This is a genomic window from Virgisporangium aurantiacum (assembly GCF_016863635.1).
Classification (GTDB): Bacteria; Actinomycetota; Actinomycetes; order Mycobacteriales; family Micromonosporaceae; genus Virgisporangium; species Virgisporangium aurantiacum.
On the sequence record NZ_BOPG01000012.1, the window covers coordinates 441685 to 455935 of the forward strand.

The following is a 14251-nucleotide window of genomic DNA, read 5'->3' on the forward strand; positions in this document are numbered from 1 at the left end:
TCAGCGCCCCACGGACAGGGCGGCCGAGATGCGCGAGACCAGTTCGTCGGTGCTGACCGGCTCGACGATCACGTCGTGGGCCGCGAGCCCGGCGAGCCGGGACACCGCGCTGCCCGGCGCCGCCGAGCCGTAGCAGATGATCGGCAGGTCGCGCAGCCACTGGCGGACCCGCACCTGGGTGATCAGCTCCATCATCGCCGGATCGGTCAGGGCGGCGTCGATGAGCACGAAGTCGAGCCGGACCTCGGCGAGCACGCTCACCGCGGCGGGCAGGTTCGTGGTGACGATCATGCGGAAATGCGCGTCGAGGCGCTTGCTCACCTGCCCGGGGTCGATGTCGCCGGCGACGAGCAGCGCCACCGGACGGCCGTCGCCGGAGGCGGCAACCCCGAGATCCGCGAGGCTCGAGAGAACGGACCGGTCAGAGCCGTTCAACGGTCGCTCGACGGACCGGCCCCGTAACCGGCCGTCTGCTGCACCAGTCATGACGCCGAGTGTCCCCCGCACCCGGAACACTGTCGAGGCGAACGGTGAATTGTCCGGAACATCGGTCACCCGATCCGGGTCGTCCGGTCGGATTCCCGTCAATCCGCTAGCGTCAGAGCGGTAAGACGGAAGCCGGGGATTGGAGGTCAACGATGACCACGACAGGCCCCACCGGATCCGATCCCGGGGGTGACCCCCTTTTAGCCGAGCGGCTGAGCCGCGCGGGTGACCCGGCCGCGATCGTCGAGGCGTTCGAGCGCGTGCCGGCGATGATCGCCTACTTCGAGGGACCGCAACACGTCCTCCGGGCCGCGAACGCCGCCTGCCGGGCGCTGTACCAGCGCGACGACGTGATCGGGCTGCCGCTCCGCGAGGCGGCGCCCGCCCTGGTCGGTCAGGAGCTCTACGAGCTGCTCGACCAGGTGCTCGCCGAACAGCGGCCGTTCACCGCCGTCGAGTGGCGCATGATGTTCGACCCCCACGACCGCGACTCCGAGGTCGTCCTGACGTTCTCGCTGATCCCGGTGCGCAACCCGGACGGGACCGCGCGGGGGGTGGTCGCGCACGCGGTCGACGTGACGGCGGAGGTGCACGAGCGCCGCGACGCCCAGGAGCGCATCGCCGGCGCGGAGCAGCGCCTCGAGGCCACCCAGCACATCCTGTTCACGTTGCAGCAGCACCTGCTGCCCGACGCGGTACCGGTGCTGCCGCAGGTGCGGATGGCCGCCCGCTACCTCGTCGCCGAGACCGAGCTCCAGGCCGGCGGCGACTGGTTCGACGCGGTGCCGCTCGGCGCGGGCCGCATCGCGCTGGTGGTCGGCGACGTCGTCGGGCACGGCGCGGAGGCGGCCGCGGCGATGGCCCGGCTGCAGACCGTGCTCCACGAGGCGTTACAGCAACCGGACGTCGACATCGCCGAGGCCGTGCACCGGCTCGACGCGTCGGCGGCCCGCACGCCGGCGACCCGCGCGGCCACCGTGTGCATCGCCGTCCTCGACCCGACGGCGCAGACGCTGGAGTACCTCTGCCGGGCCCATCCCCCGCCGCTGGTCTGCCATCCGGACGGGCGCACCGAGTACCTGCCGAACACCCACGGCGGCCCGCTCGGCGTGCGCGGGACCGCGCCGTCCCCCGTCATCCGCAAGCTCGAACCCGGCGACGCCGTCCTCCTCTACACCGACGGCCTGATCGAGCGTCCCGGCGAGACCGCCCGCGACGGCCTGGACCGGCTCGCGCGCGTGGCCGCCGCCGCCGTGACCGGCGGGGGCCGGACGACACCGCGCACGGTCGCCGACCGGCTGACGACCCTGGCGGTCGAGCGCATCACCCGGTGGGGCATCCACGACGACGTCACCGTGCTGGCCGCGCACCTGCTGCGCGAACCGGTGGCGCCGCTGGTGGTCGACGCGCGGGCCGACGCGGCCGAACTGGCCCGCCTGCGCGAGGCGATCGCCGACTGGCTGGAGCCGCTCGGCGTGCGGGCCACCGACGCGCTGAGCATCACGCTCGCCGCCTGCGAGGCGGCGACGAACGTGGTCGAACACGCCTACGTCGACCGGATGCCGGGCCGCGTCGGGCTGGTCGCGGACCTCGACGGCAGCGGATCGGTGCGCATCACCGTCGACGACGACGGCGTCTGGCGCGCGCCGGGCGGCGGCCCCGGCGGCCGCGGCATCAGCCTGATGCGCGCGGTGTGCGAGGAGGTCGTCATCGACAGCGGCGGGCACGGCACCACGGTGACGCTGACGCTCCGACCGTGTCACGCCACGGTGGTCGGTCGCGACGAGGACCAGTCCCCGGTACCCGCAGCCCGCGCCGAATTCCGCACGACGGTGACCGACGAGGCCGGCGCCCGGCCCCGGGTCGCGGTGCACGGACCGGTCGACGCGACGACGACCCCGTTGCTGCGCGCGGCGATCCAGCGCTACGAGGCCCGTCCCCTGGTGATCGACCTGACCCCGGTGACGCTGCTGGCCAGCGCCGGCGTGCAGTTCCTGTACCAGCTCACCGAGGACTGCCCGGTCGAGCTGCACGCACCGGCCGGGTCGATCGCGCGGTACGTCCTCGACCTCACCGATCTCGGCACCCGCGTGCTGCCGTGATCGTTTATGGGCTGACCGGGCGTTCGAAGAACGTGTCGAGGGCGACGATCGCCTGGGTGCCGCTCACGCCGTCGATCGTGTAGAGGCGGCGCAGCACGTCCTGGAGTTGTTCGGTGGTGGCGGTACGCACCTTGACCAGCACCGACGCGCTGCCCGCGACGATGTGCGCCTCCTGGATCTCGGTGACGGCGGCGAACGCGTCGGCGGACTCGCCCATCCACGCGTTCGAGTCGACCAGGATGAACGCGAGCACGCCGCGGCCGATCTTGACGGGGTCGACGTCGACGACGGTCCCCCGGATGACGCCGCGTTCGCGCAGCTTGCGGACCCGTTCGTGGGCGGCGCCCGCCGACAGGCCGACCGCCTGACCCAACGCGGCGTACGGGCGGGCGGCGTCCTCCTGCAGCAGCGCCAGCAGCCGCCGGTCGATGTCGTCCAATGAATCTCCTTCGGCATCTGTCTTGAACTACCGAATGGTGTCATGAATAGTTGGCTGCATGCTATACGAGGTTCTGGACGATCGGTTCCGCACCGGTCGGTGCGCCGCGGGCGACTCCAAGCTGGAGACGCTGTTCGAGGGCTGCCGGTGGGCGGAGGGGCCGCTGTACGTCCCCGCCGGGCGGTACCTGGTGTGGAGCGACATCCCCAACGACCGCATGCTCCGGTGGGACGAGACGACCGGCAAAGTGGGCGTGTTCCGGTCCCCCGCCGGCCACCCCAACGGCAACACGCTCGACGCCGAGGGCCGCCTGGTCACCTGCGAACAGGGCAACCGCCGGGTGACCCGCACCGAGCACGACGGGTCGATCACCGTCATCGCCGACCGATACGACGGCCGGCGGTTCAACAGCCCGAACGACGCCGCGGTGCGGTCGGACGGCTCGATCTGGTTCTCCGACCCCGACTTCGGGATCACCAGCGACTACGAGGGGCACCGCGCCGAGAGCGAGATCGGCGCCTGCAACGTGTACCGCGTCGACCCGCGCGACGGCGAGGTCCGCCTGGTCGCCGACGGGTTCCTCGGCCCCAACGGGCTGGTGTTCTCCCTCGACGAGCAGCGGCTGTACGTCTCGGACACCCGCGCCAACCACATCCGCGTCTTCACGGTCCGGGACGACGGCACCCTCGACGACGGCGAGGTCTTCGTGACGTGCTCGGCCGGCACGTTCGACAACATCCGGTTCGACGACGGCGGACGCCTCTGGGCCGCGGCCATGGACGGCGGCGTGCACTGCTACGACCCCGACGGCACGCTGCTCGGCCGGCTGCTCGTCCCCGAGGTGGTGGCCAACATCCGGTGGGGCGGCGCGAAGCGCAACCGGTTGTTCATCGCCGCCGACACCACGCTGTACTCGCTGGTGATGGGGGTGACCGGCCCACCCCTCCTCCCCGCCTTCCGCCAGGCATGATCGGGGGCATGGCGTACACACCTGACCCGGCCCGTTACGACTCGATGCAGTACCGGCGCAGCGGGCGCAGCGGCCTGCTCCTGCCGGCGGTGTCGCTCGGCCTGTGGCACAACTTCGGGCACGACCGGCCGCTCGACACCCAGGCCGCGATCCTGCGCCGGGCGTTCGACCTCGGCATCACCCACTTCGACCTGGCGAACAACTACGGCCCGCCGTACGGCTCGGCCGAGGAGAACGCCGGCCGCATCCTCGCCCGGGACTTCCGCCCGTACCGCGACGAGCTGGTGATCTCGACCAAGGCCGGCTACGACATGTGGCCCGGCCCGTACGGCCAGTGGGGCTCCCGCAAGTACCTGCTCGCCAGCCTCGACCAGAGCCTGTCCCGGCTCGGGCTCGACTACGTCGACATCTTCTACTCGCACCGGTTCGACCCCGACACGCCGCTCGAGGAGACGATGGGCGCGCTCGACAGCGCCGTGCGGCAGGGGAAGGCGCTGTACGTCGGCATCTCGTCGTACTCGCCCGAACGCACGCGGGAGGCGGCGTCGATCCTGCGGGCGATGGGCACGCCGCTGCTGATCCACCAGCCGTCCTACTCGATGCTCAACCGCTGGATCGAGCCGGAGCTGCTCGACACGCTGGAGGCCGAGGGCGTCGGCTGCATCGGGTTCTCCCCGCTGGCGCAGGGCGTGCTCACCGACCGGTACCTCGACGGTGTTCCGGCGGGGTCGCGGGCCTCGCGCGACAGTTCGCTCAGCCCCGACCAGCTCACCGACCAGACGCTGGGCAAGGTGCGGGCGCTGAACGACATCGCCGGCCGGCGCGGTCAGTCCCTGGCCCAGCTGGCGCTGGCCTGGTCGCTGCGTGACCACCGCATGACGTCGACGCTGATCGGCGCGTCGAGCGTGGCCCAGTTGGAGAACAACGTGGCGTCGCTGGACAACCTGACGTTCACCGACGAGGAACTGGCCGAGATCGACGGCTACGCCACGGAGGCCGACATCAACCTCTGGGCGCGCTCCTCGGACTCCTAAGGCTTCCGGGCCACGGCGGACCACATCGCGACGTCGGCCAGGGCGGGCCTCGGCTGGGGCTCGTCCTCGTCGCGCCACTGGCTGACCGGCACCACGCCCGGCTCGACCAGCTCCAGCCCGTCGAACAGGGCGGTGAACTCGGCGCGCTGGCGCGTCCAGATGTCGACCTTGCCGGCGGCGACGAGCTTCTCCCAGGCCTCGACCATCTCGGCCGGCGCGAGGTCGTACGTCGAGTGGCTCGCCACGATGTAGCTGCCCGAGGGCAGGGCGTCGAGCAGCTTGTCGACGACGCGCTGGGCGGCGCCTTCGCCGTGGACGAAGTGGAGCACCGCCACCAGCATCAGGCCGACGGGCTTGTTCAGGTCGAGCGTCTCGTGGAGGTCGGCGCTGGCCAGGATCGACTCGGGGTAGCGCAGGTCGTCTTCGAGGTACGCGGTGCGGCCCTCGGGGGTGCTCGTCAGCAGCGCCCGCGCGTGGACCATCACCATCGGGTCGTTGTCGACGTACACGACCCGCGACTCGGGGGCGATCCGCTGGGCGACCTCGTGCGTGTTGTCGGCGGTCGGCAGGCCGGTACCGATGTCGAGGAACTGGCGGATGCCGCACTCGGCGGTGAGGAACTGGGTGGCCCGCTTCAGGAAGCGGCGGTTCTCGATCGCGGTGACCCGGACCGCGGGGTACGCCGCGGCCAGCTCGTCGCCGGACTTCCGGTCGGCGGCGAAGTGGTCCTTGCCACCCAGCCAGTAGTTGTACCGGCGGGCGGGCTGCGCCGCTGACGTGTCGATCACTGCGCGCTTCGCGTCGGCCTGGCCCGTCACCAGATCCTCCTCACCGTGCCGGGGATGTGGTAGTTGCCCACCGTATCTGTCGATCACTCCTTCGGGGAACCCGAACGTGCCGCGAATTCTCGCATGCACGGATTATCTGACCGCGGCCACGGCGTCCCCCCGCATATTGACCACGGACAGTAACCGACTCACCAGACGGAGTCACCGCGGAGGACGGCGTCGCTGCCGCCGTCGACGTAGATCACCTGGCCGCACAGGTGCGTGTTCTCCGCCCCGCCGAGCCAGGCCAGCAGGCGGGCCACGGTGTCCGCCGCCGCGACGCCGTTGAGCGGCATCGGCACCACCTCCAGCAGCGCCGCCCGCTTCTCCTCGGTCGAGATCATCTCGGCCGTCATCGGGGTCGCGATCACGCCCGGCCCGATCGCGTTGAGCGGGATGCCGGCGCCGGCCCACGCCGCGCCGGGCGCCTGCCGGCGCACCCACCGGGAGATCGCCTTCTTGCTGGAGCCGTAGATCAACTGGCCCGCGGGCTCTCCCGCCAGGAGCTCGGCCCGGTTCAGGGCCGCCGCCTCGTCGCCCCTCTCGATCGCCGCGACCAGGTCGTCGTCGACCGGGTGGAGCGCGGCCATCGACGAGACCACGACGGCCCGGGGCGCCGCCGACCGCAACAGGTACGGCCGCAGCCCCTCCAGCGTGGCGACCGCGCCGAAGTAGTTCACCGCGACCGTGGCCGGCGCCGGCAGGCTGATCCCGGCGACCGCGAACACGGCGTCGACGGTGCCACCGGTGAGCCGGCGCACGCCCTCGACCATCGCCGCCCGGCCCTCGGCGGTCGCGAGGTCGAGCGTCAGGTCCGCGTCGTGCAGGTCCACGCCGACGACCCGTTCACCGCGGCCCTCCAGGAGTTCCCTCGTCGCCTTGCCGATCCCGGACGCCGATCCGGTGACCACCGATGTGCGCGTCATGACATGCCTCCCGCGGCCCGATCCTCCGTCGACCCCGATCCTCGTCCGGCCCGCACCGACCCGCCAGGGCCGAAGTCCTCCGCCGCCGGGCTTCACACACCCGGGCAACCCGGCCCCTTTCGTCCGGGTCTTCCGGCCCTGGCGGCAAGGTGCCGCCCGGGTGTCGGATCGTCCGCATCCGGCAAATACGGGGACGCGCGGAAGGATCCTGCGATGCAGACCATGGCCGAACTGCTCGCGCAACAGCCGTTCCTGGCCGGCATGCGGCCGGCACACCTGGAACGGGTGTCGGTCTACGCCCACCGGAGCGTCTTCCGGGCCGGCGCCCGGATCTTCCACGAGGGCGGGCACGCCACCAGGTGCTGGATCATCCGCGACGGCGAGGTCGAACTCGATACGACCGTTCCCGGACACGGCACCGTCACGATCGAGAAGCTCGGCCCCGGCCCCGGCGCGGTGCTGGGCTGGTCGTGGCTGTTCCCGCCGCAGACGTGGCACTTCGGCGCGGTCGCGACCGAACCGGTGTTGACCATCGAGTTCAAGGCGCCGGAGCTGCTGCGCCTGTGCGAGGGTGACCCCCAGATCGGGTACGAGTTGACGAGGCGGTTCATGGCCGTGGTCGTGGACCGGCTGCAGACCACCCGCGCCCGCCTGATCGCCGAGTACTTTTCCGAGACGTCGTAGCGGCCGGCTCCGCCGCGAGGACGATGGCGGTGCAACGGGTGTCCCGGCTCGGGGTGGAACCGCAGGGCCCGGCCGCACGGACGTCGGACCGCCAGTTGCGGACCGGCCCGCAGTCCCCGGGTCGAGGACACCGACCAGATCATCCGGGCGCTACGTGGCGGGCTCACAATGGACGGTGGACCGTGGCGGTCGAGGCCGGCGCGTACATCGGCGACCGGGCCGCCCTGACACTCTCTGTTCCAGGAGGTCTCCGCCAGTGCGCATAGGTGTGCTCGGTGCCGCGCGGATCGCGCCGGCCGCGATGATGAAACCCGCCCTGATCGTCGACGACGTCGAAGTCGCCGCTGTCGCGGCCCGCGACCGCCGGCGAGCCGAGGTGTTCGCCGCCAAGCACGGCGTACCGGCGGTCCACGACTCGTACACCGGCCTGATGGCAGACCCCACGCTGGACGCGGTGTACATTCCGCTGCCCAACGGGCTGCACGGCCGATGGACACTGGCCGCGCTCAACGCCGGCAAGCACGTGCTGTGCGAGAAGCCGTTCACCGCGAATGCGGCCGAGGCACGCGAGGTCGCGGCGGCCGCCGCGGGCACCGGTCTGGTGGTGATGGAGGCCTTCCACTACCGGTACCACCCGGTCGCGCACCGCATGCTGGACATCGTCCACAGTGGAGAACTGGGCACCGTCCAGCGGGTGGAGACGTCGATGTGCTTTCCGCTGCCGAAGTTCTCCGACATCCGGTACAACTTCGGGCTCGCCGGCGGCGCGTTGATGGACGCCGGCTGCTACGCCGTGCACTGCCTGCGGCTGCTGTCCGGCGGCGAGCCGACAGTCACCTCGGCCACTGCGCTGACGCTGCGCCGGGACGCGCGCATCGATCGGGCGATGACCGCACAGTTCACCCTTGCCGGCGGCGCCACCGGCCAGATCCGTACCTCGATGTGGTCACGGACCCTGCTCAGTATCCGGGCCCGCGTTGTCGGCGAACGCGGAACAATGACGGTCGACAACTACGCGGCGCCACACATGCCGTCGCGTTTCACCGTCACCGTCGACGACGAACGCCGCCGCGAAAGGTTCAGCAGCGAATCGACATACACGCACCAACTGCGCGCCTTCGCCGCCGCGGTCCGCGGCGAATCCACCAACCTGACCCCGCCACAGGACTCGGTGGCCACCATGACACTGATCGACGACATCTACACGCGGGCCGGCCTCCCGCTGCGCACACAACCGCACCAAGCGGGCCCCGCGAGCAGATGAACCGCACCAACCCGGGAGCGTGTGCTCAACGGCCCGGTGCGTGCCCGGCCAGGGTCTTGATCGCCGCTCCTCGTGGCACTGCCGTAGGCTCGGCGCATGTCCGAGCTGAGCCGGTTCGCCGTCCCTGATCGCGCAGACCTGCCGGCCGATCTCCGGGCGCGCATCGACGAGATCGAGGAGAAGTCGGGCTTCGTACCGAACATCTTCCTGACGCTCGCGCGTCGACCGGACGAGTGGCGGGCGTTCTTCGCCTACCACGACGCGCTCATGGACAAGGAGACCCCGGCGCTGACGAAGGGCGACCGGGAACTCGTCGTCGTGGCGACGAGCGCGGAGAACCACTGCCTGTACTGCGTGGTCGCGCACGGTGCGATCGCCCGGATCCGGGCCCGCAACCCGCGCATCGCCGACCAGGTCGCGACCGACTGGCGCAAGGCCGAGCTCGACGACCGGCAGCGAACGATCCTCGAGGTCGCGGTGCGGTTCGCGGTCGAGCCGTGGACGGTGACCGGCGAGCACCTCGGCGCGCTGCGCACGCACGGCCTGACCGACGACGACGTCTGGGACGTCGGCGCGATCGCGGGCTTCTTCGCGATGTCGAACCGCCTCGTGCACCTGACCGCGACGATGCCCAACGACGAGTTCTACCTGATGGGGCGGGTGCCGCGAAAACCGGCATGATCGGCCCCGATTCCGTGATCCGCTCGGGGTGGACGATGGAACGGGGGTGGTCGCCGTGGATCAGATCCGGCGCTGGCGGGACATGCTTACCGCGGAGCGGGACGCCGCCGCGCTGTACGAGCGGCTGGCCGCCGCGGAGACCGGTGAACGCCGGGCGGTGCTCACCCGGCTGGCCGCGGTCGAGCGGCGCCATGCCGAGCACTGGGCGGGCAAGTTGCGGGAGGCCGGTGCGTCCGTGCCGGCCCGCTCGCCGGTCTCGGTCCGCACCCGCCTGCTGGGCCGGGTCGCCCGGTGGTGGTCGGTGCGGGCGGTGCTGCCGCTCGTCGAGCGGGCGGAGCGGGTGGACGCCGGACGGTACGACAACGAGCCCGACGCCGCCGCGGCGATGGCGGCCGAGGAACGCGGCCATGCCCGGACCATCGCCGCGCTCATCCACGGACCCGGCACGGATCCGCGGGGACGCATCGCCCGCCGGGAGCACTGGCATCGCGGTGACCGCTCGGGTGCGCTGCGCGCGGCGGTGTTCGGCGTCAGCGACGGTCTGGTGTCCAATGCCGCGCTGGTGCTGGGTTTCGCCGGTTCCGGCTCGGACCGCTCGGTGATCCTGCTCGCCGGTGTCGCCGGCCTGCTGGCCGGTGCGTTCTCGATGGCCGCCGGCGAGTACGTGTCCATGTCGAGCCAGCGCGAGATGTACGAGCGGGAGCTGGCGATCGAGGCGCAGGAACTCGACGAGAACCCCGACGAGGAACGCGAGGAACTGGTGCTGCTCTACCGCGCCAAGGGACTCGACCGGGTCCAGGCGCAGCAGCTCGCCGACCGGCTCATGGCCGACCGGCAGGTCGCGCTGGACACCCTTGCCCGGGAGGAACTGGGGCTCGATCCCGACGCGCTCGGCTCGCCGTGGTCGGCGGCCGCGTCGAGCCTGTTCGCGTTCGCGGCCGGTGCGTTGGTCGTGGTGGTGCCCTACCTGTTCGCCGCCGGGACGGCCGCGCTGGTCACCGCGATCGCCCTGTTCGCTGCCGCCCTGATCGGGGTCGGCGCGGGCATCGGTGCGCTCAACGGCCGGTCACCGCTGCGGTCGGCCGCCCGGCAGCTTGTCGTCGGTGGCCTGGCCGCCGCGGTCACGTTCGGCGTCGGTCACGCCATCGGGGTGACGGTCACCTGACGGTGCTCTTCACGGTGACCGCCGCCACCCCCGGCACGGTACGCGCGAGGATCTCCACCACCCGGCGCTCCTCGTCGTCGTCGACGTAGCCGTTGATCCGCACGACGCCGTCGGTGACCGTGGCCGTCCAGCGACCCGGCTGGTCCGCGTAGGCGTCCAGTCGCTCCTGGACCTCGTGGGCCAGCACGTCGTCGGTGCGCAGCACCGACCGCAGGAGGTCGCGCCGGCTGATGATGCCGATCACGTGCCCGTCGTCGAGCACGGGCACGCTGCGCACGTCGCGGCTGAGCATGGTCCGTGCCACGTCGGCGATGTCCTCGGTCGGCCAGGCGGTGACGACGTCGCGCGTCATGACCTCCGCGACGATGTGCGGGCGGCGCGTGGAGAATTCCGGCGTGGCGCGCAGGTGGGCGGTCGGGTCCTCCGGCACGCGGTTGCGCAGCAGATCACCCTCGCTGACCATGCCGACGAGCCGGTTCCGCTCGTCGATCACTGGGGCGGCGGTGATCCCCCGGTCGGCGAGCAACGCGGCGGCCCCCTCGACCGGATCGGTGGGCCGGACAGTGAACACAGGTCGGGTCATGATGTCCCGGACGCGCATGGCGAGCCTCCTTACACGGGCATCGCGTTGACGGTGTCGTCGAGCGTCCACTCGACGCGGTTCTCGACGGAAACGACGCCGTCGACGGCCTCGACCCGCGCGGTGACGCTTTCGGCCGTCGACCGGCCGTAGACCGTTCCCCGCACCCGGACGGCGCCGTGGTCGACCTCGGCGGTAACCTCACCGTCCACAGTGGACAGAACCTCGGTCACCTGATCCCTGATCGCCGCGTCGGGGCGCAGGAACACCTTCAGCAGGTCCCGGTTGGTCACCATGCCGACGAGCCGCCCGAGGTCGTCGACCACCGGCAACCGCCGCAGTCCGGCCGTCTCCATCAGACGGGCCGCCTCCGCGACCGGCGTCCCCTTGAACACCGTCACCGCCGGAGCGGTCATGAGCTCGTGGGCCACCATCCCGGCCGCCCGGCGACGGTTCTGCCGGTGCTTCCGGCTTTCGAAGATCCGGGGCCGGTCGTGGCCACCGGCGAACTCGATCTTGTGCAGCAGGTCGGACGCCGACACCACGCCGAGCACCAGGGAGAACCGGTCGATCACCGGAACGGCGTTGACCGACCGGGTCTCGATCAGATCCACCAGGTCCCGGTACGGTGCGTCGGCGGTCGCCGACACCGCGCCGTAGGTCATCACGTCCGCGACCGTCATGCCGTTCATGTCGATTCCTTTCTCCATCCGGTTCGACCGTACGTCCGTCGCGTCCGGCGGCACAGGGCCGATGGACCCGTCCGACGGGACCCTCGCCCCTGCGTCGACGCGGCGTACCGGCCGACAATCGCGTCGTAACCCTTGGGAGGAGCCATGAACACTCGAACAGTGGGCTCGGTGATGACCCGGAACGTGGTGACGGCGCGTCCGGACACCAGCTTCAAGGACCTGGTGACGACGCTGGCCGACGAACGCGTCAGCGCGCTGCCCGTGGTCGACGACGAGGGCCTCGTCGTCGGCATCGTGTCGGAAGGCGACCTGCTGCACCGGCTCGATCTACCGCCCGACAGCCCGCACGGCCGGCTCCTGCACCGACGCCGGCCCGCGCCGGCCGGGCCGCTGGGCGACATCGCGGCCGGCCTGATGACACGGCCGGTCGTCACCATCGGGTCGGACGCGACGGTCGGCTCTGCCTCGCGCCTGTTGGAAAAGCACGGTGTCAAACGGCTTCCGGTCGTCGACGGCGGTCGCCTCGTCGGGATCGTGTCGCGGCGGGACCTGCTGTCGACCTATCTCCGGGCGGACGACGACATCCGCGCCGAGGTCCGTGCCGACGCGCTCCTGTCCGACCCGGACGCCGTCGGGATCGTCGTCGACGAGGGCATCGTGACGCTGACCGGCACGGTCGGCCGGCGCTCGACCGCCGACATCGCCGGCCGGCTCGCCCGGGCGGTGTCGGGCGTGGTCGACGTGGTGAACCTGCTCGACTGGAAGTACGACGACAGCGCCGAACTGAGGCGGCACTACGTGTTCGACGCGCAGGTCGGCCCGACGGTCCGGTGGCCGACGTGATCCGGTGGGACTTTGGTCCCGGCAGATGCGGTGCGTCCGGCACTGACCGTTTCCGGTTCGCCGGCACAGAGTGTGAGTGTCCACAGCGGACATCGACCGAAAGGACAAGTGAGTGAGATGGCGAGCATCGCCCACGGCCGCCCCACGGCCGCCACCCGTACCGGCGGCGAAGTCGTCGCCACCACGGAGACCGCCTCGGCGAAGGCCGCCCGGTACATCCTGGCCGGCATCCGGCTGGCGCTGGGTTGGACCTTCCTCTGGGCCTTCCTCGACAAGACGTTCGGCCTCGGGCACGAGACCGCCGAGAAGGCCGCCTGGATCAACGGCGGACACCCCACCGAGGGCTTCCTGAAGTTCGCCGCCGCCGGCCCCTTCAAGGGCATCTACAACGACATCGCCGGCCAGACCTGGGCCGACTGGATGTTCATGCTGGGCCTGCTCGGCATCGGCCTCGCGCTGATCCTCGGCATCGGCGTGCGCATCGCCGCGGTCACCGGCGGGCTGCTGCTCGTGCTCATGTGGACCGCGGTCCTGCCCCCCGAGAACAACGTCTTCATGGACGACCACCTCATCTACGCCGCGATCCTGGCCGTGATCGCCCTCACCGGCGCCGGCGCTACCCTCGGGTTCGGCGGCTGGTGGTCGAAGGTCGTCGGAAAGCGCACCTGGCTCACGTGACGGCAAGCGTGTGAGTGCCCACGGGCGGCGGACTTCCGCCGCCCGTCAGCGCGCACTCCGAAGGGATGGAAATTCATGTTGGTGACGCGGGTCCGGGAGCTGGTCGACGAGTTCCCGGCGCTGTTCCGCTTGTTGCCGGGGCTCTCCGTGGCGGAGGTCGACGCGCTGGCCGGCAGGATCGGGCTGCCGCTGCCCGACGACGTTCGCGAGCTGCTGGCCGTCACCCGAGGGATCGCGGTGGGACCCGACGACGTCTACGTCGAGCGGTTCGACGACCCGGACGACCGGTCGGCCTACCACCGGACCGTCGTGGGGTGGCCGGCCCATCCCTGGGTACTCTCGTCCGACGGTGGGCGCGGTGCCTTCCTCGTGTCGATCCACCCGGGCAGCGGAGCATGGGGTCCGGTGTTCCACTCCAGCAACCTGACCTCCTACGCGGTTCAGGCACCGTCGCTGGGCGCATACCTCGACCAGTGGGGCGCGGCGGCCCGGTCGGTGAACGTCCAGGAGGAACTGGACGGCCTCGGCCTGGAACTGCCCGAGGGCACGGATCCCTGGACGGACAAGGAGTTCATGTCGGTCGCGCTCGATGCGATCGTCGACTTCCGCAACGTCGACACCGTGCCGGCCAGGGTGCTGACGTCGGCAGCCGCCCGGGCCTCCGCCGACGGATCGGTGGCGGAACTCGCGGCCGGCCTCGATGACGCGTGGCTCGTGGTGGACCTGGGTGGGGACGTGCCCGCGCGGTTCGCACTCTCCCTGTCCGAACGCGACGAGGCCGTCCCTACCCGATGTCCCGGTGACAGCACGGTGTTCGCAGTGCGGATGCGCCACCCCGGCAAGGCTGTTGAGGTGGCCGCACGGCACTCCTGAGCACGAG

At 71.4% G+C, this 14251-nt stretch carries 16 protein-coding genes; 10 read left to right on the forward strand and 6 right to left on the reverse strand.

Annotation, left to right across the window (positions count from 1 at the left end):
• A complete protein-coding gene (locus Vau01_RS10865) occupies positions 1-486 on the reverse strand; it encodes a response regulator (protein ID WP_203990164.1) in 486 nt (161 codons plus the stop codon).
• A gap of 152 nt (positions 487-638) precedes the next feature.
• Between Vau01_RS10865 and Vau01_RS10870 the strand changes: the two genes are divergently transcribed.
• Positions 639-2588 (forward strand): SpoIIE family protein phosphatase, encoded by a 1950-nt coding sequence (locus Vau01_RS10870; RefSeq protein ID WP_203990169.1) that lies wholly within the window; start codon positions 639-641, stop codon positions 2586-2588.
• Positions 2589-2592: 4 nt separating this feature from the next.
• On the opposite strand, the gene Vau01_RS10875 is transcribed toward Vau01_RS10870, so the two are convergent.
• Positions 2593-3027: an Lrp/AsnC family transcriptional regulator gene (locus Vau01_RS10875; protein WP_203990173.1), complete on the reverse strand. Its 435-nt coding sequence runs from the start codon at positions 3025-3027 to the stop codon at positions 2593-2595.
• Positions 3028-3085: 58 nt separating this feature from the next.
• On the opposite strand from Vau01_RS10875, the gene Vau01_RS10880 reads away from it, so the two are divergent.
• On the forward strand, positions 3086-3997 hold the full coding sequence (locus Vau01_RS10880; RefSeq protein ID WP_203990175.1) for an SMP-30/gluconolactonase/LRE family protein: 912 nt from the start codon (positions 3086-3088) through the stop codon (positions 3995-3997).
• 8 nt (positions 3998-4005) lie between these two features.
• The gene (gene mgrA, locus Vau01_RS10885; RefSeq protein ID WP_203990177.1) at positions 4006-5031 is read left to right on the forward strand and encodes an L-glyceraldehyde 3-phosphate reductase; all 1026 of its coding nucleotides are present in this window, start codon (positions 4006-4008) and stop codon (positions 5029-5031) included.
• On the opposite strand, the gene Vau01_RS10890 is transcribed toward mgrA, so the two are convergent.
• Positions 5028-5849, reverse strand: coding sequence for an SAM-dependent methyltransferase (locus Vau01_RS10890; RefSeq protein WP_239151484.1), 822 nt, complete (start codon positions 5847-5849; stop codon positions 5028-5030). The two genes, mgrA and Vau01_RS10890, sit on opposite strands and share 4 nt — an antisense overlap.
• A gap of 158 nt (positions 5850-6007) precedes the next feature.
• Complete coding sequence (locus tag Vau01_RS10895) at positions 6008-6784, reverse strand: SDR family oxidoreductase (RefSeq protein WP_203990179.1); 777 nt, start codon at positions 6782-6784, stop codon at positions 6008-6010.
• 213 nt (positions 6785-6997) lie between these two features.
• On the opposite strand from Vau01_RS10895, the gene Vau01_RS10900 reads away from it, so the two are divergent.
• From Vau01_RS10900 to Vau01_RS10915, 4 genes are all read left to right on the forward strand, one after another.
• Entirely contained in the window at positions 6998-7468 is a 471-nt protein-coding gene (locus tag Vau01_RS10900) for a cyclic nucleotide-binding domain-containing protein (protein WP_239151486.1), read from the forward strand.
• A 256-nt stretch (positions 7469-7724) separates the two neighbouring features.
• Positions 7725-8732 (forward strand): Gfo/Idh/MocA family protein, encoded by a 1008-nt coding sequence (locus Vau01_RS10905; RefSeq protein WP_239151487.1) that lies wholly within the window; start codon positions 7725-7727, stop codon positions 8730-8732.
• Between the two features lie 96 nt (positions 8733-8828).
• Positions 8829-9413 carry a peroxidase-related enzyme gene (locus Vau01_RS10910; RefSeq protein WP_203990181.1) on the forward strand — a complete coding sequence of 195 codons (585 nt, stop codon included), beginning with the start codon at positions 8829-8831 and terminating at the stop codon, positions 9411-9413.
• A gap of 55 nt (positions 9414-9468) precedes the next feature.
• A complete protein-coding gene (locus Vau01_RS10915; RefSeq protein WP_203990183.1) occupies positions 9469-10578 on the forward strand; it encodes a VIT1/CCC1 transporter family protein in 1110 nt (369 codons plus the stop codon).
• On the opposite strand, the gene Vau01_RS10920 is transcribed toward Vau01_RS10915, so the two are convergent.
• Positions 10571-11179, reverse strand: a complete 609-nt coding sequence (locus Vau01_RS10920) for a CBS domain-containing protein (RefSeq protein WP_203990185.1) — start codon at positions 11177-11179, stop codon at positions 10571-10573. The two genes, Vau01_RS10915 and Vau01_RS10920, sit on opposite strands and share 8 nt — an antisense overlap.
• 11 nt (positions 11180-11190) lie before the next feature.
• Complete coding sequence (locus Vau01_RS10925; protein ID WP_239151488.1) at positions 11191-11868, reverse strand: CBS domain-containing protein; 678 nt, start codon at positions 11866-11868, stop codon at positions 11191-11193.
• Between the two features lie 126 nt (positions 11869-11994).
• Here Vau01_RS10925 and Vau01_RS10930 point away from each other — a divergent pair, with 126 nt between their 5' ends.
• The 3 genes from Vau01_RS10930 (at position 11995) to Vau01_RS10940 (ending at position 14244) form a co-directional block, all read left to right on the forward strand.
• Positions 11995-12693: a CBS domain-containing protein gene (locus Vau01_RS10930; protein WP_203990187.1), complete on the forward strand. Its 699-nt coding sequence runs from the start codon at positions 11995-11997 to the stop codon at positions 12691-12693.
• Positions 12694-12810: 117 nt separating this feature from the next.
• The gene (locus tag Vau01_RS10935; protein ID WP_203990189.1) at positions 12811-13371 is read left to right on the forward strand and encodes a DoxX family membrane protein; all 561 of its coding nucleotides are present in this window, start codon (positions 12811-12813) and stop codon (positions 13369-13371) included.
• 75 nt (positions 13372-13446) lie between these two features.
• Positions 13447-14244 carry an SMI1/KNR4 family protein gene (locus Vau01_RS10940; RefSeq protein ID WP_203990191.1) on the forward strand — a complete coding sequence of 266 codons (798 nt, stop codon included), beginning with the start codon at positions 13447-13449 and terminating at the stop codon, positions 14242-14244.
• Positions 14245-14251 lie beyond the last annotated feature (7 nt).